The organism is Chryseobacterium sp. Leaf201 (assembly GCF_001421435.1).
Classification (GTDB): Bacteria; Bacteroidota; Bacteroidia; order Flavobacteriales; family Weeksellaceae; genus Chryseobacterium.
This window is the reverse complement of the sequence record NZ_LMKA01000053.1, coordinates 44629-67287: the sequence shown is the minus strand read 5'-3', so window position 1 is coordinate 67287 and position 22659 is coordinate 44629. Positions and strand designations below refer to the sequence as shown.

The window sequence follows — 22659 nt, the reverse complement described above, 5'->3', positions numbered from 1 at the left end:
TATAGAATAAATTCTATGATTTCAGATAAATTTGTTCAATATGATTTCACTCATAAGACTCAATGTATTTTTAAGATTATTTTTATACCACAATTAAATTAATTGATTCTACAAAATTTTTTTCATCATTTGTGTTTTTGGGTCTCCTTTTTCAGGAGGCCTTATTTTTTGCCTATTGTTAGGTATAGTATTATTTATAGGTCATCAGAGAATATATTTTAATAAAGTTTTAAAACTGAAATTTAAACAGCTTAAAATCTTATGAAAGACTGAACTTAATATTTAAAAGCCGCGCAATTTCTGTAAAACGATAAAACAATAGAAGCAGTTTATTTAAAAATCCATTTTTTAAACAGGTAAAGGCAGAGCATTTCAGTTCATATCATTTCTGTTGATTTACGGTAATCTTATTCATGTATAATAAAATAAAGGAATAATCGTTTATTAAACATAAACATTTATAGTTCGATAATTCTTTCACAATTATTCAGGATTTCTGTAAAAACATTCTGTTTTATACGCTGTATTATTAAAAAACAATTTAGATTTGCAACGATTAATATTAAATGATAACTTATGAAGAAAATTTCTACTTTTCTAGTGCTTCTTCTGTGTCTGTTAAATTTAGGCGCCATACCGGATGCTTATGGACAGGCACCTGCTACATTACCGTATTCACAAAACTTTACCACCGCGAATGATTTCACGTTGCTCAACGGAACTCAGACCAATAAGTGGTTTTACGGTGCTGTAACGGGTAATACAGGCAGCTCACTGTATATCTCAAATAACAATGGTGTTGCCAATGCCTACACCGTAACTTCAAGCAGCGTTGTGCAGGCCTACAGGGACTTTACCATTCCTGCGGGATCTACAATTGCTAATTTTTCTTTTGACTGGAAAGGCGACGGAGAAAGTACATTTGATTATTTGAGAGTTTGGGTGGTCCCGGCTACATTTACACCTACAGTGGGTACCCAGATAACAGCCGGAACGGGAAGGGTTCAGGTTGGCCAGTTCAACCAGGAAACCACATGGCAGAATTTCAGTACCATAAACCTTAATATCAGTGCCTATGCAGGAAGTACCATGCGATTGGTATTTGAGTGGAGAAATGACGGAAGCGTCGGGAGTCAGCCGCCTATCGCAGTTGATAACATCAACCTGAGCATTCCTACCTGTCTTACGCCTGCCGCGCCTGCCGTATCAGCAATAACCACGGTTTCGGCTACCTTATCATGGACGGCTCCGCCCGCTGCTCCCGGAAACGGATACGAATATTACCTAAGTACTGTTAACACAGCGCCTACAGCGGCAACAGCAGGAACTGCCAATGCGGGAACCACTGTAACCCCTGGCGGACTTACTGCCAGTACCACTTACTTCTGGTGGGTGCGTTCCGTATGCAGTGCTACTGATAAGAGTGTATGGATAGCCGGTCCCAGCTTTTCGACCACTCAGGTGCCCGCTACCATTCCTTACACGCAGAATTTTACATCCGCAAACGATCTCCAGCTTACCAATGGAACCCAGGTAAACAAATGGTTCTATGGTTCTGCGACAGGTAATCCTGCAAATTCACTTTATATTTCCAATAACAACGGAACTGCGAATTCTTATACTACTTCTTCTACCAGTGTAGTGCATGCTTTCAGGGATATCATTGTTCCTGCAGGTTCTACGGATGCTACCTTGTCTTTTGACTGGAAGTGTGACGGGGAAAGCTCTTTTGATTATTTAAGAGTATGGCTTGTTCCTGTTTCCTTTAGTCCTGTAGCAGGAACCCAGATTACAGCTGGGGGAGGAAGAATCCAGATCGGAGGAAACTTTAATCAGCAGACTTCATGGCAGAATTACTTTAATACAGCAGTGAATTTAAGCTCTTTCTCAGCTCAGACCATGCGTCTGGTATTCGAATGGAGAAATGACGGAAGCGGCGGAACACAGCCTCCTGTAGCAATTGATAATATCAACCTGAGTATTCCTACCTGTAAAGTACCATCCAATATAACAGTAACAACGGTTGGAACGACTACGGCTACCGTAACCTGGGCGGCCCCTGCGCCTGCGCCGGTTGGCGGATACCAGTATTATCTGTCCACAACAAACGTAGCGCCTACCGGTGCAACCATACCTACCGGTCCATCTGCAACCACAACGCTTAATTTAACTCTGTTGGCAGCCAATACCACCTATTATATCTGGGTACGTTCGGTTTGTGTAGGGCCGGACAGAAGTTTCTGGGTAGCAGGTCCCGGTTTTACAACCACTCAGGTCCCGGCTAACCTTCCGTATATCCAGAATTTCAATACCGGAAACGATTTAGGCTTTACAGCAGGAACCCAGGTAAACAAATGGGCTTATGGAAGTGCTACGGGAAATACCGGAAACTCCGTGTATATTTCGAATACAAACGGAACAACAAATGCCTATAACGTAAGCTCTACAAGTGTGGTTCATGCCTATAGGGATATTGCAATCCCAACAGGAACTACAATTGCGGCCTTCTCTTTTGACTGGAAAGCAGTAGGTGAAAGCTCTTTTGATTATTTAAGGGTATGGCTGGTTCCGGCTACCTTTACACCGGTTGCGGGAACGCAGATTACTGCCGGAACGGGAAGGATCCAGATCGGTACCAACTATAACCAGCAGGCTACATGGCAGACGGTTCTTAATCCTGCCCTGAATATAAGCAGCTTTGCAGGACAGACGATGCGTCTTGTATTTGAATGGAGAAATGACGGAAGCGCGGGAACACAGCCGCCGGCTGCCGTTGATAATATTATCCTTCGGGTCTGCAGCAATGCAACGCCTGTTGTAACAGTAGGTACGCCTACTTACAATTCAGTTGTATTAACCTGGAACCAGGATATTGGCGGTGCTACCTATACAGTACGTTACAGACCTGTAGGTACTGCAACATGGCAGACGGTAAGCGTAGGAGCTGCGGCTGCGCCTGCAACAACCAATACCACAACATTAACAGGGCTTTTATCAGCTACCCAGTATGAAGTTGAAGTGGCGGCCATCTGTAACGGAACTGCGGGAGTTTATTCTCACAGTACCTTCTTAACAAGATGCGACCCTACGCCTCCGAATGTAACCATCAGTAACATTACCCCGACTTCAGCACTGATTACCTGGGCGCCATTAGCAGCAAGTTCCAGTTATTTCCTGAGGTACAGAATCGTAGGAAGCGGTGCTGCAGGATGGAGTGCCAATATTGCTTTGCCTCTGGCTCCAGTTAATACATACACACTTAGCGGACTGAACGTTTATACAGCATATGAAGTTCAGGTTGCCAATATGTGTAACAATGAAAGCACGTTGAATACATGGTCAAACCCTAAAGTATTTACTACCGAAAGGACATGTGATATTGCGCCTCCGGGACTTACTATTACAGGTATTACCACAACAACGGCAACCGTAACATGGGAACCGTTCCCGGGAGCTACTTATATCTTAAGATACAGAAAAGTAGGGATTCCGAGCTGGACACCGGTTGCTTCTGCCACAAATACGGTTACCTTAACAGGCTTAACGGAATTAACACAGTATGAAATGCAGGTAGCCAATGTCTGCAGCGGAACACCGGGAACTTATACCCAGCCGTATCTGTTTACCACTCCTACTATTACGTATTGCCAGATGGCCTCAACAGGTTCTACGGTGGACTATATTTCAAAAGTAACGGTTACTCCAAACGGAAAGCCGCAAATAGAGAATCCGTCTTTGGGATCGAACTATACGGATTATACCGGTGTGACCAATAAATTCATCGAACTGATCCAGGGTTCCTCAAACAATAATATCACCATAGAAAAGAAATTATCAGGAAATACCAATGCGGGAGTTGCCGTATGGATTGATTTTAACAGAAACGGATATTTTGATATTGATGAAAGGATCTTGGTTTCGGGGCCAAATAACAGTCAGACGGCAAGCGGAACATTCTCTGTGCCATCTGATGCATTTATCAGCATGACCGACTTCAAATATGTCGTGATGAGGGTTGCGATGCAGAAAGACGGAATCCCAGTGAACTGTACCAGTTTCCCGGATGGTGAAGTGGAAGACTACACGGTAAGGATTTCAAAGCCTGCAATTCAGAATCCGGTTAACCAGGACGAAATCCTGATTTATCCGAACCCTGTAAAAACGGTATTAAATGTGAAGAACATCAGCAGGAAAGCTAATTATAAGATTTATAACGCTACAGGACAGATCATATCATCAGGCATTATTTTAAATAATAAAGTTGATGTACATACCCTGATCAACGGAGTGTACATAATCGATATTGAAGATGTTCAGGGTACTGCCCAGAAAAAGTTTATCAAAGAATAATATTTGATTGATAATGCATCATAAAAATAAGTCCTCAGAAATGAGGGCTTATTTTTTTAACAAAATTTTAAATATTACTGAAAAGTGCCTTTAGCAGTATTTTGTAATATAAACTTATGAAATACAGTTAATAATGGATGTGCTTTATGGTTGAAAAAATTTTATAACAGTATTAATGCTTTTTTAATATCTGATAAAATTTGTTAACTAATCAGATTAGCAGCTCTGCCAGGCTTGTAGAAAAAGTATATTTTATACATTTGTAGTCACTCATGTTTAATTTGAGTTTTCATGGTTATTAGTTTTTAATCCCTGTAGCAATACAGGGATTTTTTATTGGAATAATCGTAAAAGCATTAGAATGAGATGAGAATAGGATGTTGTTTACTGATGCAGATCAGTAGTCTATTACAGGAGAATCAGCATTTTTAATATATAAAAACAGCCTGAATTGAGAATTGCTGCTGTATCGCTTACAGCTTTCATCGAGGAACAGGGAAGGTGATTTCCGGAAATCCTCCAGATACTTTTGTCCTTCTTCTCCTAAATCAGGAATGATAATATAGTCATAAAGGGTCTTTGTAAAAGGACTGGAATTCCTTAAGATGTTTTTTTTGTGTTTTAATGCTTCGCTGAATGTCATGATTAATTAGTTTTTACAAATTTAATCATTATTGTGTGAATAAAAAATAATGACATAATAATTTTTATAGGTCTGAATCATAAGGTATAATGAAAATAATTTAATAGATTTGCAGTGATTCTCAAGCTTAATTGAGTTTTCATGGTTATTAATTTTAATCCTCACAGCAATGTGGGGATTTTTTGTTGACTGAAATCATAAACTCATACTGTTTAAGTTTTTAATTTTACACAGATAACATATAAATGTTAAAATCTCAGTAAGTTTGCCCCTCTTGTGAGGGGTTTTTTATTATAAACGGATAGGATATTTTTTATCTTGAAACTTAAATACCTTATTCATTGAAAACTGAGAAATTTTACCATTCCTGGCATAATACTTGAATAAGAATTTACAACTATAAAATCATATCAAGAACTGTTACATTCTCCGGGTAATTGGGAATATTTTAAACAAAACACCATCACTTACATATTAATTTTTTCATTTAATCCTCTGCTTTGGCCGGGGGTTTTTTGTACATGGATAAAATTGTATCTTTACAAAAAATATCTGTGTCATATATAGTTAAAACAACATCTGATGGGTTGATCTATCTAAAGGCATCTCATGTAATTTACGTAAAGAAGCCCAACTCCATTGAAGGTGCAAAGGTTCTTGGCAAGCCTTTGATTATCAATGCAGACCACATCGGCTTCCTGAGCTTTAACCTGGAAGGCAATGTGACGTTTTTTATGGCCAGCGGGTTTGAAATATCTCTGAAAATTTTTTACGAAGAAGCTGAGGAAGCTTTCCAGTGTGCCAAAGCGCAGATCGAAAAGGTGATAAGATAATTATCCTGACCGGTTTTATGATCAGGGCCAATCAATTCCGTGGTTTTTAAAAGGCTTTGTCGGATTATTATTAAAACTATTGTATAGATTATAATCTTGATAATTTATATGATGATCCGATATGCTGTGGCTACAGTGATTTAGGCAAGAAATTATTTATGATTCAAATAAGATTTACTGACTAATCTTTACGGAAGCTCAGTCAAAAATAAAAATGCCAAATGTAGCGTTGTGTCACTGAATTACTTTTGCATCACTACAAACAAAAAAATCCCTAAACTATATGATAGAATAGGGATTTTAAGAGGTACCTAGCGGATTCGAACCGCTGTGGATGGTGTTGCAGACCACTGCCTAGCCGCTCGGCCAAAGTACCATGTCTTTACCATTTTCAGGTGTGCAAATATAGCAAAATATATTATTCAATAAAAATTTTCAGACAATTTCTTTTGTTCCGATGTCTTCTATTTCGCTTTTTGCCTGTCTTTCAGACTCATAATTTTTAATATTGATAACGCGCGTATCACTCCAGCTGTCGTGCCAGCCGTTTTCTCCCAAAAAGGAAAGGGCGTCGAAGGGAACCAGCCGTGAAATATTTCTGATAAAAAATTCATTCAGGGTAGGGGTTTGTCCATCTGTGGTAATCACTCTGGTCCTTGTTATGTACTTTGCAATTGTTCTGCCTTTGGTGAAATATTCCATTAAAAAAGTATAGACAAAAAACAGGAGGGAAGTAATTACGATGTCAACAAGGCGGTTGACTTCAGATATTTTCAGAAAAAAGGTAGAAATATAATAAGATCCCAGAAGTTTGTCTATGAATACGCCTATGAAGCCTATAACCATAAAAGACAGGTTAAAAATAACCCGGTCAATGATAAAATTGGCAAATCTTATCCATTTCGTGGCTCTGTTGCGGTCAATAATCCGTAAATATTTTCTCATGTTTTAAATATGGTTTAGTTAGTTTTAAATTCCGCTGAGGGTAAGCCGTAAAGTGGCTTTTGTATCGATAACAGCAGTAATTCCGGACGGGTTAATAAAGATGGTCCCCGGTTTAAGACTGAAGACCTTTCCGTTCATTTTCAGGCCTTTGTAATATTCTTTGTTAAAAGCTTCCTCTATGCTTTTCTTTGATGTATTTTCCAGATCCAGTGTCGGGATCCCGTATTCATCTTCAATGGTTTTCACAATCTTTCCCCGAAACAGAAGGGTAGCCGTCTTCTGTATCATATTTGATGTTTTTAAATTAAACTTCGTATTGGAAAGAACAATTTTCTTTTTAGCCTCATCATAAACCGGAATTCCTGATATGAAAGCGCGCCCGGTAATGTACCCTTCCGTTTCCGCTTCAATCATCACCCGGTCATCAACACCGTACACTTTTATATCTTTGATTTTTACGGCAGATCCTCTTACATCATATGCTTTATCTAAAAACAGATTCCGGGCAATAAGGGTGGCTTCCGTAAACGGGATATTGGCTGTGGTCCGGATCAGGAACTGATCCGCCGGAACCGGGACGAAGGTGAAATCCGGAGCGGTTTTTACAGGCGGTGAAGATGGCGGTCTGCTCCCGGTAAAAGTCTCGGAATAGACATCAATCCCCAGATTGGTGTCGATCTGGTTCCCGTAGAATTTTAACGGCGTCACATGCACACTGATCGGCGTCACTTTCAGCCACGTATTGTATTCTTCTGAAATGGGAAACGGATTGGAAAAAGCATTCAGGGCTATCACGGCATACTGCTGGAAATTAAGTTGGGAAGCCATCTGCTGATCAATGGTTTTGCAGAATTTCTCCTGCTGTTCTTTTAAGCTTTTCTCAACCAGAGGGGTAATCGGGATGTGTATTTTGCCGAAGTCCAGGGTTGGTTTGATAACCCATCTGAAGCCGTTTGGTTGGGTTGCTGTTGTAACCGTCCAGTTATTTTTGAAATTAAGGGTGGTGTTAAAGGACATCACCGTTTCAAAAGTCGTGTTCTGGTAAGTATAGATCCCTAAAGTACCGATGCCTTTTTCTGCCCAGATTTTTAAAGGTACTTCAATGAGTAGGTTCTGGCTGGTGCCGCCTACAAGCCGTATCGGGCGGGTTTTCCAGACCTTTACCTTAAACTGATCATTGTTGTTATCGGTATATGAGTCGTCCTGATAGATAAGGTCTTTTACGGAAGCATTGATCATGTTGCTGATCTCAGAAAGCGGAATGGTTACCGGCATGGTAATGCTGGATTTTAACTTTGGGAAATTATAGGAGCCGGGCTCGTTACCTATTGCGGTCTGTCCGAAAATATAAACAGAAGCGGTCAGAAATAGTAGGGTCAGGATTCTCAACAGTGTCATTCAAACAAAAGTAAGCAATTAATTTTCGGGCTTAAAACTTTTTTCCAGTTCAATGGCCGCCCCTTTCATTTCGCCTTTCATGGGCGGTGCTGTTTTGGTGATTTTCAGTTTAATGTAAGAAATCCCTGAAAAGTTTTCGTGAATTTTATCAATGATTCTCCCCGCCACATGTTCCAGCAGTTTGGATTTGATCTTCATTTCACGGTGGATAATTTCATTGACGTCTGCATAACTTATCGTATCAGCCAGATCGTCTGATGCTGCAGCTTTCCACAAATCGGTGTGAAGTTCCACATTAAGAATATAGTACGTTCCAATGCTGTTCTCTTCCGGAAGGACACCATGATAGGCATAAATTTTCACCTCTTCAAGAAATATTTTACTCATTTTATATATAATTAAAAAAGCGAGTATGAACCCGCTTTATTCTTGTTTGATTTTCTTTTTGGGTATATAAAGTTCCGGGCTTAAATTTTTAAAATATTTTCGGACTTCACTAATATCCTTTCCGGAAGTATCAATAAACCTCCACAACTTTCCGTCTTTTGAAAAAGCGATGAGATAGTAGTCTCCTAATACATTACCCTTTGGAGTTTTCATTTCTATTATCTGATGCACTACGGCCTGTAATTCATTTTTATAATTAATAACATTTAAAATTTCAGAGAAATTAACATTTTTAAAAATAAATCCGGCATCTTCCATCCTGTTTACAGTATCTACGGAAGCATCAATCATACTCTTTTTATCACCAAACATTTTTATGACACCATCATATACATAATTGCTATAAGCCGTGTAATTTTTTTTCATAAAATGGTTCCTCATTTCATTTGCCTGTTTAATAATCTCTTTTTTATCTTGAGAGTAATAAAAAGTAACAACAAATAAAAATAAAAGCAGAAAGGGTTTTTTCATTTATTTTATACTTTTCGAAAGATCCAGCATGGCTTCAATCGGTTTCAGAGCCTTCAACCTTAATTCTTCATCAATCAGAATTTCCGGAAGTTCATACTTCATGCATAAGTACAGTTTTTCCATTGTGTTGCGCTTCATATAGAAACATTCTGAACAGTTACAGCTTTCATCAAAAACCAAAGCCGGAATCAGTTCCTTGTGCGGGGCACGTTTCCTCATTTCGTGAAGAATCCCTTCTTCGGTTGCAATAATGAATTTCTGGCAGTCATCCTGTTCCACGAAATTCAGCAGGGCAGAAGTAGAACCGATAAAATGGGCCAGTTTTAAAACAGCTTCCTCACTTTCAGGGTGGGCAATTAATTTGGCATCCGGATTATCCGCTAACTGTTTTGCAATTCTCTCCATTGAAAATGCTTCATGTACGATACAGCTTCCGTCCCAAAGGATCATGTCACGACCTGTTTTTTGAGATAAATATCTTCCCAGATTCTTATCCGGAGCAAAAATAATCGGGCGGTCTTTTGGTAAAGCTTCAATCACCGTTTCAGCATTGGAGCTGGTAACAATGATGTCACTTTCAGCTTTGGTCTCAGCGTTACAGTTGATGTATGTTGCAATCAGTGCATTCGGGTGCTGCTCACGCATTTTTCTCAGGCCTTCCCCTGAACATCCGTCTGCTAGGGAACATCCGGCCATCGTATCGGGGAGGACTACTTTTTTCGTAGGATTCAGGATTTTTGCTGCCTCTGCCATGAAATGTACACCGCAGAATACAATCATGTCTGCATTGGTATCTTTTGCCTGCCTGGCCAGCTGAAGAGAATCTCCCAGGAAATCGGCAATGTCCTGAATCTCTCCGGGCTGGTAGTAATGCGCCAGAATAACTGCATTTTTTTCTTCTTTAAGCTGAAGGATCGCCTTCACCAGTTCTTCCCCTTCAGGAATAATAAGATCTTTTATATCCAGAAACCCCCTTACAGGAATTGCGGATTTTGCTTTTTCTAATGTTTCGGTACTCATATCAACCCCAATGTTTTTGATTATAGAAGTTAGATTTTAGAAATTAGAATCTTGACGGTATTTTATTAAACCTCAAGCTTCAACTTCCATCATCCAGCCTTTAACTTTCTATAAATTTTTTTATTAAACTTTCTATTTCTTGTTTGGCCTCGTTCAGGCGTGTATTGATGACGATTTTGTCAAATTCTTTGGCATAGGAAATTTCTTCTTCCGCTTTTTCCACACGGGTCCTGATGGTTTCGGCATCATCGGTATTCCTTAAGATCAATCTCCGTTCCAGTTCTTCAACAGAAGGCGGTTCAATGAAAACTGACATGGCGTTATCCCCGAAATACTTTTTTAAAGAGATTCCGCCTTTGACATCCACGTCAAAAATCACCACTTTTCCCTGTTCCCAGATTTTTTCGACTTCAGATTTTAATGTTCCGTAGTATTTGTCGGTATACACCTCTTCAAATTCCACAAAAGCATCCTCTGCGATTTTCTGCCTGAATTCTTCGGGGGTTAAAAAATGATAATCCACTGCATGCTGTTCGCTGCCTCTCGGCGGTCTCGTTGTACATGAAATGGAAAACTGAAGTTCACTGAATGCTTCCAGGGCATGTTTTACCAGTGTTGTTTTCCCGCTTCCGGACGGTGCCGAAAATATGATAACCTTATTCATTTTAGTGAGTTATGAATCATAAGTTATTAATGATGAGTTTTCTGGAACCTGTAACAAATAATCAGCAGCAGGCAACTGATAACTCATCATTAATAACGTATAACTTTTTACAAAACGTTTAATGTTTGCTCTTTAATTTTTTCCAAATCATCCTTCATCATCACTACCAGTTTCTGGATTTCGGCATGATTGGCTTTTGATCCCAATGTATTGATTTCCCTCCCGATTTCCTGAGAGATAAAGCCAAGCTTTTTCCCGTTGAAATCTTCATTGTCCATAACTTCCTTGTAGTATTTCAGGTGTTGTGCAAGCCTTACTTTTTCCTCGGAAATATCCAGTTTTTCTGTAAAATAAGCCATTTCCTGATAAAAACGTGTCTCGTCCACATTCTCAAATTCTTTTAAAGATTTTTGATAACGCTCTTTTACGCTCTGGATTCTTACTTCTTCAAAAGGAATAACCGCACCAAGATATTTATCAATATTCTGAAGGTTCCTTTCCAGTTCCTCATGCAGGATTTTTCCTTCCGTTTTTCTGAATTCCTCAAAACGGTCTACCGCAGCATGAACAATTTTTGCCAGGGATTCCCATTCACCTTCAGATAACTCATCCGGTCTTGATGTGATGGCATCCGGAAGACGTACAGCCATTTTAAGATACTCGAAATCAGGGGCGTCCGATGCAATGCTTCTGAGTTCATTGATGTACGAATCAATTAAACTTTTATTGATTTTCACATCGTTGGTTTCCTCCAGATTTTCTATGTTGACATAGCAGTCCACTTTTCCGCGGATGATCCTGTCGTTAAGAATTTTTCTGATCTCGAATTCTTTTTCTTTATAGCGTAAAGGTATTTTAATATTTAAATCAAAGCTCTTAGAGTTCAGTGACTTGATATCGAGGGTAATCTTTTTGCCTTCAAAAACATCTTCGGCCCTGCCGAATCCGGTCATTGATAAAATCATAGTTTTTTATTGTCCTACAAAGATAAACATTTAAGTCTATAGTTTAACTAAAGTGGAATGGCTGAAAGCTCGAAAATAGGGAGCAGGAAGCGGGAAGATGATAATGGATATAAAAGAATATAAGATCTCCATCTCATTCTGTGATGACTGCAGGCAATATTCTGACGAATCTTACTTCCATCTATAACGTCCCTCCTGTAGCAGATTAACATTTTCTTTTGTGATTCAGAAATAAAATTCAAATTAGTTCAATTTCGTAAATTAGCGCAGTGAAAAAGAAAAATTTAATTTCTGTGGCTGGGCCCACCGGGATAGGAAAAACACGGTTAGCTATCGATCTGGCCAAACATTTCGGTACGGAGATTATTTCCTGCGACTCCCGACAGTTTTTTAAAGGGATGGAAATAGGTACTGCGGCACCTTCCACAGAAGAACTGGCAGAAGCGCCGCATCATTTCATCGGCCATCTTTCCGTTCAGGAATATTATTCGATCGGGCAATATGAGGAAGACGCTTTACAAAAACTCAATGAACTTTTTGAACAATATGATACCGTTATTCTGGTCGGCGGAAGCATGATGTATGAAAAAGCGGTTATTGAAGGCCTGAATGATCTGCCGGAAGCAGATGAAGAAAACCAGAAAAAACTGCAGGATCTACTCGAAATTAAAGGCATAGAAAAACTTCAGGAATTATTGAAACAACTGGATCCTGAATATTTTGAAGTCGTGGATATCCACAATCACCGAAGGCTTTTGCGGGCAATTGACGTGATCTGGCAGACGGATAAAAAATACTCTGAACAGATTGCTGTTTCGCAGGACACGCGGGATTTTAATGTCATCCGCATCGGGATTGAAGCTCCGAGAGAGGAATTATACGATCGGATCAACAGACGGGTTGATCTTATGATGGAAAAAGGACTGTTGGAAGAAGCAAAAAGCCTTGAACCGTTTAAAGACCTGACGGCTCTGAAAACAGTAGGGTATGCCGAACTGTTCCGGTATTTTGACGGAGAATGGGATCTGGATTTTGCCGTTTCTGAAATCAAGAAAAATAGCCGGAGATATGCAAAACGCCAGTTGACCTGGTACCGTAAGGCGGATGATATTTATTATTTGCAGTTGGGATATTCTGAAAAGGATTTTGATGGATTGATTGGATATATTAATGAGCAATTTTAAAACAAACTCAATTCTGAACCATTAAGATTTTGATTGAGAAGTTTAGAATATTAAGATGGGCTTTACTTAAGTATTAAAAATCTAATTGGTTTTTTCTTAATTAGACTTAACAACTTAAATGTTCTTAATGGTTAAATAAATTTGCAGATTGTTATCTCAATACGATTTAATGGATTGATTGAATATATTAATGAGCAGACTTTGAATTTTTAATGCAAAGATTTATTTGTAGTTCCGGATGTCTTTAGGAAGCAAAGTATTGAATCAATATCAGTGATTCTTATGAAGCTATCTTCATCAGCGACTTTGTCGCTTTTCTTTGCTCACTAAAATATTTATTCTTTATATAAAGCTTTGCGTTTAAAAACAAACTCAATTCTTAACCATTAAGATTTTGATTGAAGTTTAAAATATTAAGATGGCTTTACTTAAGTATTAAAAATCTAATTGATTTTTTCTTAATTAGACTTAATATTCTTAATGGTTAAATGATTTACTGATTGACATTCTGATGAATGAAGACTTTTAAACTAAGTTTTACAGGTTATTCGTTTATTTTATTACACTCAAAATGACAGGTCAATGAAATATCAGTAACAAAGAAATGCGATCCCGAAAGACCGCACTTCAAACAATATAATTAAATTTACTACTTCCAGCCGCCGCCTAAAGCCCGGTACAGATCTACAATACTGCTTAATCTCTGTCTTTTTACGGATGCAAGATTCAGTTCAGCCTGCAGAGAATTTCCCTGAGCTGTAATCACTTCTAAATAGTTTGCCATTCCGCCTTTGTAAAGCATTTCGGCGCTTTTAATTCCGTTTTTTAAGGTAGTTACCTGTTCTGTGGCCTTCTGTTCCTGAACTTTTAGGCTTTCATTGGAAACCAATGCATCAGAAACTTCGCCTACCGCATTTAAAACCGACTGACGGAACGCCAATACATTTTTCTCTCTCTGGATTTTAGCCACATTTAAATCCGTTTTCAACTGTCTTTTCTGGAAAACAGGCTGGGTCAGGCCTCCTAAAACAGATCCGAATAAGGATGCCGGAATCTGGAACCAGTTATCAATTTTAAATGAATTGACCCCGCCGTTGGCTGTAATTCTCAACGCCGGATACATGCTGGCCTGGGCAATCCCGACTGCTGCATTGGATTCCAATAGCACCAGTTCCTGCTGACGGACATCGGGACGGCGGCTCACCATCGCTGCCGGAAGCCCTGCAGAAATATCCTGTGGTAAAGAGGTGTCAGACATTTCAATTGTTCTGTCCACCTTATCCGGATTTTCGCCGGTCAGAATGCTCAATGCATTTTCCTGAATGGCAATATTCTGTTCCAGCTGGGTAATCAGAAGTTCTGTCGACTGCTTTTGTGCCGTGGCCTGTTGCACTCCCAAAGAAGTGGTGTCGCCGCTCTGCCACAATTTTTCGGTAAGAGAAAGGGTGTTGGTGCTTAGTTCCAGATTGGATTTTGCAATCTGTAGCTGTTTGTCCAGCATCAGCAGATTATAATATCCCTGCGCAATCGCCGCAACAACCTGTGTCTGGATGGCTTTTGTTGCTTCATACGTCTGCAGGTACTGCATCCTGGAAACTTCCTGCTGGTTTTTAATTTTACCCCAGATGTCCGCTTCCCATGAAAGGTTGAATGCCGCATTATAATCTTCCACATGGCTCTGTCCTAAAAATAAATTTAAGCTCTGCCCGTTCATGCTGTTTTTTGAAGGCCTTGAAATCTGTGCGGAAACCCCGAAACCGACATCCGGATACTGAAGGTATTTTGCCTGTTTCAGCCTTTCCTGTGAAGAAGCTACCTGTTTCAGGGCAATCTGTAGATCGTAGTTGTTTTTAATCCCTTTTTCAATTAAATTCTGCAGCATCGGATCATTGAAAAACTGTCTCCATTCCAGGTTGGCAACACTCGCAGTATCGGCAGTGGCGGTATATTTAAACGTTTCCGGAAGCTCAGGTTCAGGTTCTTTGAATGCCAGTTTAGACACACAGGAAACCGAGCCTAAAGCCAGCGAAAATGCGATGATGATATTTTTTATTCTTTTCATAGGTTGATATTTATTGTTTTTTAAAGGTCATATACAATCGAGATATCTTCATTGGGATTCTATTTTGATTTTTAGATATGACTTTTAACTGAGTACAGAACTTTGAGAAAATTGTTAGCAAACAGATCTTTAACAAAAGAAATTGTTTCGATTATCAAACCGTTAAAAACATTTAATAGTTAAACGGGTTAGGGGAAATCAAATAGATTTTAAGAATTGTTTCAAGTGAAATTCATCTTAATATTCTAATCTCTTGGTAAAATCTTAATGGTTTAAAATTCTCAAAGTTCTGTACAGCATTTTATTAATGAGCAGCTGGCAGAAGTTCGGCTTCCAGTTTTTGTTTCTGAAGTCTTTTTTTCTTTCTGCTCGGCATTTTTTCATGTAAATACTGGAAGATCACAAACATTACCGGAATGATAAAGATTCCGAAGACAACACCGGTGAACATTCCTCCGACCGTACTGATCCCGATAGAGTGGTTACCTTTTGCCGCTGCGCCCTGAGACCACACTAGCGGAAGCATCCCAACGATGAACGCAAATGAAGTCATTAAGATCGGTCTTAAACGCAATCTTGAAGCCTGAAGCGCAGATTCGAGTAATGTTCTTCCTGCTTTCCTTCTCTGGACGGCAAATTCCACAATCAGGATGGCATTTTTCGCCAACAACCCGACGAGCATAATTAAACCTACCTGAACGTAAATATTATTGTCAATTCCAGCCAATCCCGTAAAGGCAAATACCCCGAAAATCCCTGTCGGTATCGTTAAAATAACCGCAAACGGAAGGATATAACTTTCGTATTGTGCTGCCAGCAGGAAATACACAAATAATATACTTAATGCGAAGATGAAAGTGGTTTGTCCGCCTGTTTTGATTTCCTCACGGGTAATTCCCGTCCACTCATATCCGAAACCTCTTGGTAATGATTTCTGGGCAGTTTCTTCTACCGCTTTAATCGCATCACCGGTACTGTAACCCGGTTTTGGCGTTCCGTTGATGGTAACGGCATTAAATAAGTTGTTTCTGGTCACGGTTTCAGGTCCGAAGGTTCTTTTTAAAGTCACCAGTGTTTTTACAGGAACCATTTCGCCTGTTTTATTTTTAACATAAATTCCTTCCAGAGAATTGGCATCGGTACGGTAAGGAATGTCCGCCTGAGCCATCACCCGGTAATATTTCCCGAATCTGTTGAAATCGGAGACAAAACTACTTCCATAATAGATCTGCATCGTCTGCATCAATTCTGTAATCGAAACTCCCAACTGATTGGCTTTATCAGAATCAACATCAATCGTATATTGCGGATTTCCTGCTGCATACGTGGTAAAGGCAAAGGCAATTTCCGGGCGTTTCATCAGTTCTCCGATAAATGCCTGGGTGGTGGTTCCCAATTGCTCGAAAGAACCGTTGGTTTTATCCTGAAGCATAAACTCAAAACCGGAAACGTTACCGAATCCCTGAACAGTAGGGAAGTTGAAGAAGAAGGCACTGGCATCTTTTACCTGCGCTACTTTCCCGGTTAAGCCTGCTGCAATCTGATCAGGATCTTTTATATCACCCCGGTCTTCGTAATCTTTCAGTTTAATAAAACCTGCAGCATAAGGAGAAGCGTTGGCATTGCTGATAAAATTTAAACCATCTGATACCCAGAGGTGATTGGTCGCTTGTTCACCTTTTATTACTTTATCAATCTGTTCTGTTGCTTTATGCGTTCTTTCCAGCGAGCTTCCCGGAGGTGTATTCACGGCATACAAAACGAACCCCTGGTCTTCTGTCGGGATAAATCCTGACGGCGCTTTGTTGATTAAGAAAACACTTGCTGCAATCAGAACAACCAAACCGCTGATGGCCACCCATTTATTTTTGATTAAAAATTTAAGGCTGTAGATGTATTTTCTGGTCATGTTATCGAAGCTCGCATTGAATGCGTTGAAAAATCTTGCTCCGAAACCTGTTTTCTTTCCATGTGCTCCCTGAGGGTCATTTAAGAACATCGCACACAAAGCCGGGCTTAATGTCAATGCATTAACGGCAGAAATCAGAATTGCAATGGCCAGGGTAAAGGCAAACTGCCTGTAGAAAACTCCCGCGGGGCCCTGCATGAAACCAACCGGGATAAACACGGCACACATCACCAGGGTAATGGAAATAATAGCCCCGGAAATTTCACTCATTGAGCTTGCCGTGGCCTGTTCTACCGGCATCCCCGTATGCTCCATTTTGGAATGGACCGCTTCCACAACAACAATGGCATCATCCACCACAATACCGATGGCGAGGACTAATGCAAACAAGGTTAACATATTGATACTGAATCCAAACAGCTGAAGGAAAAAGAATGTACCGATAATGGCAACCGGAACGGCAATCGCCGGAATTAAGGTCGACCTGAAATCCTGAAGGAAAATATATACCACCAAAAATACAAGGACAAATGCAATCACCAGTGTTTCAACTACCTGATGGATTGATGCATCTAAGAAATCTTTGGAATTGTACATGATGATCGGCTCAACGCCTTTCGGAAGGTTCGTCTTAAGCTCTTCAACCTGGCTTTCGATCTCCGTTAAAATTTCATTGGCGTTTGAACCTGCCGTCTGAAGGATGGCAAATCCGGCAACAGGCTTACCGTCCACTCTGTTGGCTGCTGTATAGGTGTAGGAACCGAATTCTACCCGTGCCACGTCTTTCAGCCTCAAGAAAGAACCGTCGCTGTTCGATTTGATGGCAATGTTTTCGTAGTCTTCGTTTTTACTTAATTTACCTTTATACTTTAAAATATATTCATACGTTTCCTTGCTTCCCTGTCCGAGACGTCCCGGAGCGGCTTCAAGGTTGTGGTCTTTCACTGCGTTCAATACTTCCTGCGGAGAAAGGTTATTCGCTGCCAACCGGTCCGGTTTCAGCCAGAGTCTCATGGAGTAATCCCTTGTTCCGAAAACCTGTGCCTGTGCAACCCCCGGAATACGCTGGATTTGCGGAATAACATTGATTTTTAAATAATTCTGTAAGAAAAGTTCATCGTATTGTTTAGGATCGTCACTGGATAATCCCATGAACATAATCATACTGTTCTGAACTTTCTGTGTTGAGATTCCTGCCTGTACCACTTCCTGCGGAAGCTGGCTCATCGCTTTGGATACGCGGTTCTGAACGTTTACCGCTGCGTTATCTGCATCGGATCCCTGTTTGAAAAATACACTCAGGGTCATGGTTCCGTCGTTACTGGAGTTTGAGGTCATGTAGGTCATGTTCTCAACACCGTTTACGGCTTCTTCAATTGGTGTGGCTACAGAACGGGCTACCACTTCTGCATTCGCTCCCGGATAAAATGCGGTCACCTGAACACTCGGCGGTGCAATATCCGGAAAAAGGGCGATGGGTAAATTAAAGAGGGATAGAGCCCCCAATAATAAGAGTATGATGGAGATAACCGTTGAAAGTACCGGTCTTTCTATAAATTGTTTTAACATAAGAAGTTTATTTTTTTAATGTTGCTTAAACTTTCAGCTTAAATTTTAAACACTTGCGTTTACTTCAGTTCTTAATCATTATTATAACCTGATCTGACTAAAGTGTATAAAAGCTATGGTTAATGGATTTAAGTTTAAACAGTTACAGCGGTTTTGCTCTCAGCAGGCTGTCAGAAGAAATAGGTTTTGCTTTGATGGAAGCACCGTCTTTTAAGCTGCCCAATCCTACATATACTATTTTTTCTCCCGGCTTTATACCTTCAGAAATAAAATAATAGTTTTCCGTTTTCCCTGAGATTTTGATAGGCCTGCTGGTTACTTTCTGATCTTTTCCGACCACGTAAACATAAGTCTTGTCCTGAATTTCAAACGTAGATTCCTGTGGAACCACCAATGCACTGGAGAACAACTGAGGCATACGGACACGTCCTGTGTTTCCGGTTCTCAAAGTTCCGTTGGCATTTGGGAAAACCGCACGAACGCTTATGGCACCTGTTGTTTTATCAAACTGTCCGTCAACAATAGTCATTTTACCTTTCTGGGGATAGACGCTGTTGTCTGCGATCACCAGTTCCACCATCGGCATATCTTTCAGTTTTTCTTCTAAAGTTGCACCCTGATATTGCTTTTGAAAAGCAATAAAATCAAGCTCGCTTAAGGAGAAGTAGGCGTAAATCTCGCTGATGTCTGATAATAAAGTCAATGGATTCGGGTCTGTTCTTGAAATCAGACTTCCTTTTTTGTAAGGGATTCTTCCGATGTATCCGCTTACCGGTGCAGTAATGGTCGTAAATCCTACATTGATTCTTGCTCCGCCAACCGAAGCTTTTGCCTGTGAAGCAGCAGCGACTGCAGCGGCGTAATTGGCTTTTGCAGTTCTCAGCTGTACGTCAGAAACCACTTTTGCAGCAACCAGCGGCTGTAGCCTGTCCACCTCAACTTTTGCTTTCTGGATATTGGCATTGGCAATCTGTAAATTCGCCTGTGCCATATTCATCTGCTCGCCGTACGCTCTTGAGTCTATTTTGAATAAAGGCTGGCCGGCTCTTACATAAGCCCCTTCTTCCACGTAGATTCTGTCAAGATAACCGTCTACCTGGGATCTGATTTCTACATTGTTTTTTCCTTCCAGTGCGGTAGGGAATTCCTGATAGGTAGTTGCCGGGGATGTAATTACAGTATAGACAGGAAGTTCAGGAATGGGCGGTGCCATATTTGCGCCTTCAGCGGCTTTGGTACAGTTCTGTAAAAGGATTACGCTGGAGATCAGTGCGATAAGCCTTATTTTTCCGGATATTTTCATTGTGAGTTTAAGTTTTTAATGAAGTGAGTAAGTAATGTGTTAAATTATATAATGATGTTTTTAATTAATATTCCGTTAATTTTGCTAACAGTGTTAATTAAGTAGTAAAAAAAACAGAATGCAAAGCTATCAGATGGTTGTTTCATAATGGTAGAATTTTAATTAGAGTAATAGAAATGATAATAATTATGCGTTAACTTTACTAACGGTGTTAATATCGAATTGTGAAGAGTTTGCTGATATAATTATTTAGTTATTTGAGTGTTATATTTCCTAACGGTGTTAATTTTTGGTTCAAAAAAAATTTACAGAGATTTAATGAACGCAGAAACAGTTTCATCCAGCGTGGTCTTGTTCATGGTTGACGGAATATCGTCATTGCGCATCATCATAATGGATATTAAACCATGCACGGCTGAAAACAGTGCGTGGGAAGAGTGGCAGGCATTATCAGGATTTGAACCTTTCTTTTTGATAATTTCATTGGTACAGTCATACAGCATATCCTGAAAAGACGAGAATTCTGCTTTCATCATTCCTTTTCCGCTGCACTGCATCCCTAAACCGAACATCAGCTGATAGTATTCTTTATTGTTAAAGGCAAATTTCCAGTAAGCATCTACAATAGCCACAAGCTGGTCTTCCGGGCTTTCGTGTTTTTTCTGGGCTTTCAGCAGTTCGATGTGCAGCTGGTGAAAACCGTTCAGTGAAATTTCAAACAGGATGGCTTCCTTGTTTTCAAAATAATCATATACCACGGGAGCACTGTATTCAATAGCATCGGCAATCTTTCTGATTGAAAGTGAAGCCCAGCCTTCCGTTTTAGCCAAAGAAAAGGCCGCGTCCAGAATATTGGCACGGATGGATTCTTTTTCTCGCTGACGGCGTTCGTGTAGGCCCATGATATTTTTTAACTAACAGTGTTAGCAAAAATACAAACTTTTAAATATAACTTCCAAACCAATTTTAATATTTAACATTTAACGGAAGTTTATAAAATCTCACACCGGCTATTAATAAAAGAAATCTCTATCTTTGTGCATAAATAAAAAAGTTATGAATACGCCCTCAAAGATGATCGATTTAGGTACAAAAGCGCCGTTTTTTGAACTTCCTAACCCGTCAAAAAGTAACGAAATCCAGTCATTGGACGACCTGAAAGGAGAGAAAGGAACTTTGGTGATCTTTATGTGCAACCACTGTCCGTTTGTACTGCATGTAATTGATAAGTTGAACGAGCTGTATGAGGATTACAATGAGAGAGGGATTGAATTTATCGCAATCAATGCTAATGACATGGAAAAATATCCTGAAGATGCTCCGGAAAAAATGATCGAGTTCCAGATTGAAAGGAATTTTGATTTTCCGTATCTGTATGACGAAAGCCAGGCTATTGCCAAAGCGTATGATGCTGCCTGTACACCGGATTTCTTTTTCTTTGATGAAAAACTGGATCTGATTTACAGAGGGCAGATGGATGATTCCAGACCGGGAAATCATAAAGACGTAACCGGTGAAGATCTGATCATCGCTTTCGAAAATCTTTTGCTCGGTGAGCCGCAGGAAGAAATCCAGAGACCAAGCATGGGATGCAATATCAAGTGGAAATAAGTTTTAAAATAATAAAAAACAGAAGCCGTCATGAAACTGACGGCTTCTGTTTTTTATTGAAGTAATGCGTGGATAATAATTTATTTACATTCAGGAAGTGACAATAGATTGTTTCTTGTTGAATTGTCTGCCTCAGTCTTTAAGTATTTAGTACCATTATAAGTTTCTGCAATAATAACTTTTGCCTTATTTCCATAAACATCTTTAACGTAGGCTTCACCTTGCTCATTCTTTATCAATTGTATATTTCTAATCGGGTATTTTTTCCTGATTCATTAGTCTGTTCATTTATCCAGCCTAAATGTGTAATTGCTAAGTTTGGATTTTCGTGGTAACCATTGTCTTTGTTAATACATGTAATTTTAATTGCCATAATTTTGTAATTTTAAATTGTTTGTAAAATATTGTTACGAAAATAAAATATACTAACTGACTATCCTTACGGTTTACCACAAATAGATAAATTATTAAATTAGTAAGCAAACTTTAAGAGTTAGGTTTAATCTTGAGAGAGGTTTAAACTCTACCTATTTAAAGAAAGGATTGTGCTGTTTCTCAAACCCGATGCTCGTAGGATGTCCGTGTCCTGAAAATACCCGTGTTTCTTCATCCAGGATAAACAGTTTGGTTTTAATTCCTTCTATAAGCTGTTCATAATTTCCTTTGTAAAGATCGGTTCTTCCGATGCTGCCTTCAAACAGGACATCGCCTGAAATCATGAATTTCCGGTTTTCATTGTGATACACAACGCTGCCCGGAGAATGCCCCGGAACGTGGTAGATTTTAAATTGTTCTCCGTTAAGCAGTATTTCGTCGCCTTCCCTGATGTATTCGATGTCGGCAGTAATATGGTCAAGCGTCATCCCGAACCTCATCCCGCTGATCTGGAACATGTCCAGAACTTCCTTATCATCCCGGTGCATGATAACCGGAACCTGGTAGGTATCGGAAGCCCATTGCAAACCTAAAACATGGTCAATATGTGCATGGGTAAGAAGGATTTTTTCAATGTGCAGCTCCTTTTCTGTAATGAAATCTTTAAGTGACTGTGTTTCCTGACCGTTTGCATTTCCCGGATCAATAAGCCATGCTTTTTTGTTATCACTGTAAAGGATGTAGGTGTTTTCGCTTGCAAAATTGAATACGAAAGTCTTTATATGAAGCATATTCTGAATAATTTTTATGGAAGCAAATTTAACGACAAAAATTTTTGTTCGCACGGTCCGGATGGATTTTTAGCTTAAATATTTTGATTAACCATACAAACGGAAGATTAAGCTCCGGA

18 protein-coding genes and 1 tRNA gene are annotated in these 22659 nt (G+C 39.7%); 4 read left to right on the top strand and 15 right to left on the bottom strand.

Features of this window, described 5'->3' with window-relative positions; all coding sequences use genetic code 11:
• Positions 1-576: 576 nt before the first annotated feature.
• Complete coding sequence (locus ASE55_RS04935) at positions 577-4350, top strand: fibronectin type III domain-containing protein (protein WP_056216222.1); 3774 nt, start codon at positions 577-579, stop codon at positions 4348-4350.
• 397 nt (positions 4351-4747) lie between these two features.
• On the opposite strand, the gene ASE55_RS04930 is transcribed toward ASE55_RS04935, so the two are convergent.
• On the bottom strand, positions 4748-4993 hold the full coding sequence (locus ASE55_RS04930; protein ID WP_056216220.1) for a hypothetical protein: 246 nt from the start codon (positions 4991-4993) through the stop codon (positions 4748-4750).
• Positions 4994-5547: 554 nt separating this feature from the next.
• Here ASE55_RS04930 and ASE55_RS04925 point away from each other — a divergent pair.
• On the top strand, positions 5548-5826 hold the full coding sequence (locus ASE55_RS04925) for a hypothetical protein (RefSeq protein ID WP_128414500.1): 279 nt from the start codon (positions 5548-5550) through the stop codon (positions 5824-5826).
• 305 nt (positions 5827-6131) lie between these two features.
• Here the strand turns inward: ASE55_RS04925 and ASE55_RS04920 are convergent.
• The 8 genes from ASE55_RS04920 to ASE55_RS04885 all read right to left on the bottom strand — a co-directional run bounded on the left by ASE55_RS04920 (position 6132) and on the right by ASE55_RS04885 (position 11736).
• Positions 6132-6202: transfer RNA gene (locus ASE55_RS04920), tRNA-Cys, on the bottom strand.
• 59 nt (positions 6203-6261) lie between these two features.
• On the bottom strand, positions 6262-6771 hold the full coding sequence (locus ASE55_RS04915; protein WP_056216216.1) for an RDD family protein: 510 nt from the start codon (positions 6769-6771) through the stop codon (positions 6262-6264).
• Between the two features lie 24 nt (positions 6772-6795).
• On the bottom strand, positions 6796-8169 hold the full coding sequence (locus ASE55_RS04910) for a DUF4403 family protein (protein ID WP_238584995.1): 1374 nt from the start codon (positions 8167-8169) through the stop codon (positions 6796-6798).
• Between the two features lie 18 nt (positions 8170-8187).
• A complete protein-coding gene (gene folB / locus ASE55_RS04905) occupies positions 8188-8556 on the bottom strand; it encodes a dihydroneopterin aldolase (RefSeq protein WP_056216214.1) in 369 nt (122 codons plus the stop codon).
• 36 nt (positions 8557-8592) lie between these two features.
• Positions 8593-9087 (bottom strand): hypothetical protein, encoded by a 495-nt coding sequence (locus tag ASE55_RS04900; protein WP_056216210.1) that lies wholly within the window; start codon positions 9085-9087, stop codon positions 8593-8595.
• Entirely contained in the window at positions 9088-10107 is a 1020-nt protein-coding gene (nadA, locus tag ASE55_RS04895) for a quinolinate synthase NadA (RefSeq protein ID WP_056216208.1), read from the bottom strand.
• 100 nt (positions 10108-10207) lie between these two features.
• On the bottom strand, positions 10208-10771 hold the full coding sequence (gmk, locus tag ASE55_RS04890) for a guanylate kinase (protein ID WP_056216206.1): 564 nt from the start codon (positions 10769-10771) through the stop codon (positions 10208-10210).
• Positions 10772-10878: 107 nt separating this feature from the next.
• On the bottom strand, positions 10879-11736 hold the full coding sequence (locus ASE55_RS04885; RefSeq protein ID WP_056216205.1) for a YicC family protein: 858 nt from the start codon (positions 11734-11736) through the stop codon (positions 10879-10881).
• Positions 11737-12005: 269 nt separating this feature from the next.
• Between ASE55_RS04885 and miaA the strand changes: the two genes are divergently transcribed.
• Positions 12006-12920: a tRNA (adenosine(37)-N6)-dimethylallyltransferase MiaA gene (miaA, locus tag ASE55_RS04880; RefSeq protein WP_056216203.1), complete on the top strand. Its 915-nt coding sequence runs from the start codon at positions 12006-12008 to the stop codon at positions 12918-12920.
• 649 nt (positions 12921-13569) lie between these two features.
• Here miaA and ASE55_RS04875 read toward each other — a convergent pair.
• From ASE55_RS04875 to ASE55_RS04860, 4 genes are all read right to left on the bottom strand, one after another.
• A complete protein-coding gene (locus ASE55_RS04875) occupies positions 13570-14982 on the bottom strand; it encodes an efflux transporter outer membrane subunit (RefSeq protein WP_056216201.1) in 1413 nt (470 codons plus the stop codon).
• Positions 14983-15286: 304 nt separating this feature from the next.
• Positions 15287-18460, bottom strand: coding sequence for an efflux RND transporter permease subunit (locus ASE55_RS04870; RefSeq protein WP_056216199.1), 3174 nt, complete (start codon positions 18458-18460; stop codon positions 15287-15289).
• Positions 18461-18602: 142 nt separating this feature from the next.
• Positions 18603-19763, bottom strand: a complete 1161-nt coding sequence (locus ASE55_RS04865) for an efflux RND transporter periplasmic adaptor subunit (protein ID WP_056216197.1) — start codon at positions 19761-19763, stop codon at positions 18603-18605.
• A gap of 305 nt (positions 19764-20068) precedes the next feature.
• Positions 20069-20665, bottom strand: a complete 597-nt coding sequence (locus ASE55_RS04860) for a TetR/AcrR family transcriptional regulator (RefSeq protein ID WP_056216195.1) — start codon at positions 20663-20665, stop codon at positions 20069-20071.
• 154 nt (positions 20666-20819) lie between these two features.
• On the opposite strand from ASE55_RS04860, the gene ASE55_RS04855 reads away from it, so the two are divergent.
• Positions 20820-21374 (top strand): thioredoxin family protein, encoded by a 555-nt coding sequence (locus tag ASE55_RS04855; protein WP_056216193.1) that lies wholly within the window; start codon positions 20820-20822, stop codon positions 21372-21374.
• A gap of 80 nt (positions 21375-21454) precedes the next feature.
• Here ASE55_RS04855 and ASE55_RS20900 read toward each other — a convergent pair whose 3' ends face one another.
• Together ASE55_RS20900 and ASE55_RS04850 are read right to left on the bottom strand one after the other, a co-directional pair.
• Positions 21455-21613: a DUF3892 domain-containing protein gene (locus ASE55_RS20900; RefSeq protein WP_157844631.1), complete on the bottom strand. Its 159-nt coding sequence runs from the start codon at positions 21611-21613 to the stop codon at positions 21455-21457.
• 288 nt (positions 21614-21901) lie between these two features.
• Positions 21902-22540 (bottom strand): MBL fold metallo-hydrolase, encoded by a 639-nt coding sequence (locus tag ASE55_RS04850; RefSeq protein WP_056216191.1) that lies wholly within the window; start codon positions 22538-22540, stop codon positions 21902-21904.
• Positions 22541-22659: the final 119 nt, after the last annotated feature.

Bases quoted from the DNA above. Each gene is read 5' to 3' on its own strand.
- ASE55_RS04855 (WP_056216193.1), top strand. From the start codon at position 20,820: ATGAATACGCCCTCAAAGATGATCGATTTAGGTACAAAAGCGCCGTTT.
- ASE55_RS04910 (WP_238584995.1), bottom strand. From the start codon at position 8,169: ATGACACTGTTGAGAATCCTGACCCTACTATTTCTGACCGCTTCTGTT.
- ASE55_RS04915 (WP_056216216.1), bottom strand. From the start codon at position 6,771: ATGAGAAAATATTTACGGATTATTGACCGCAACAGAGCCACGAAATGG.
- ASE55_RS04900 (WP_056216210.1), bottom strand. From the start codon at position 9,087: ATGAAAAAACCCTTTCTGCTTTTATTTTTATTTGTTGTTACTTTTTAT.
- ASE55_RS04870 (WP_056216199.1), bottom strand. From the start codon at position 18,460: ATGTTAAAACAATTTATAGAAAGACCGGTACTTTCAACGGTTATCTCC.
- nadA (WP_056216208.1), bottom strand. From the start codon at position 10,107: ATGAGTACCGAAACATTAGAAAAAGCAAAATCCGCAATTCCTGTAAGG.
- ASE55_RS04935 (WP_056216222.1), top strand. From the start codon at position 577: ATGAAGAAAATTTCTACTTTTCTAGTGCTTCTTCTGTGTCTGTTAAAT.
- ASE55_RS04860 (WP_056216195.1), bottom strand. From the start codon at position 20,665: ATGGGCCTACACGAACGCCGTCAGCGAGAAAAAGAATCCATCCGTGCC.
- ASE55_RS04865 (WP_056216197.1), bottom strand. From the start codon at position 19,763: ATGAAAATATCCGGAAAAATAAGGCTTATCGCACTGATCTCCAGCGTA.
- gmk (WP_056216206.1), bottom strand. From the start codon at position 10,771: ATGAATAAGGTTATCATATTTTCGGCACCGTCCGGAAGCGGGAAAACA.
- ASE55_RS04850 (WP_056216191.1), bottom strand. From the start codon at position 22,540: ATGCTTCATATAAAGACTTTCGTATTCAATTTTGCAAGCGAAAACACC.
- ASE55_RS04885 (WP_056216205.1), bottom strand. From the start codon at position 11,736: ATGATTTTATCAATGACCGGATTCGGCAGGGCCGAAGATGTTTTTGAA.
- ASE55_RS04930 (WP_056216220.1), bottom strand. From the start codon at position 4,993: ATGACATTCAGCGAAGCATTAAAACACAAAAAAAACATCTTAAGGAAT.
- folB (WP_056216214.1), bottom strand. From the start codon at position 8,556: ATGAGTAAAATATTTCTTGAAGAGGTGAAAATTTATGCCTATCATGGT.
- ASE55_RS04875 (WP_056216201.1), bottom strand. From the start codon at position 14,982: ATGAAAAGAATAAAAAATATCATCATCGCATTTTCGCTGGCTTTAGGC.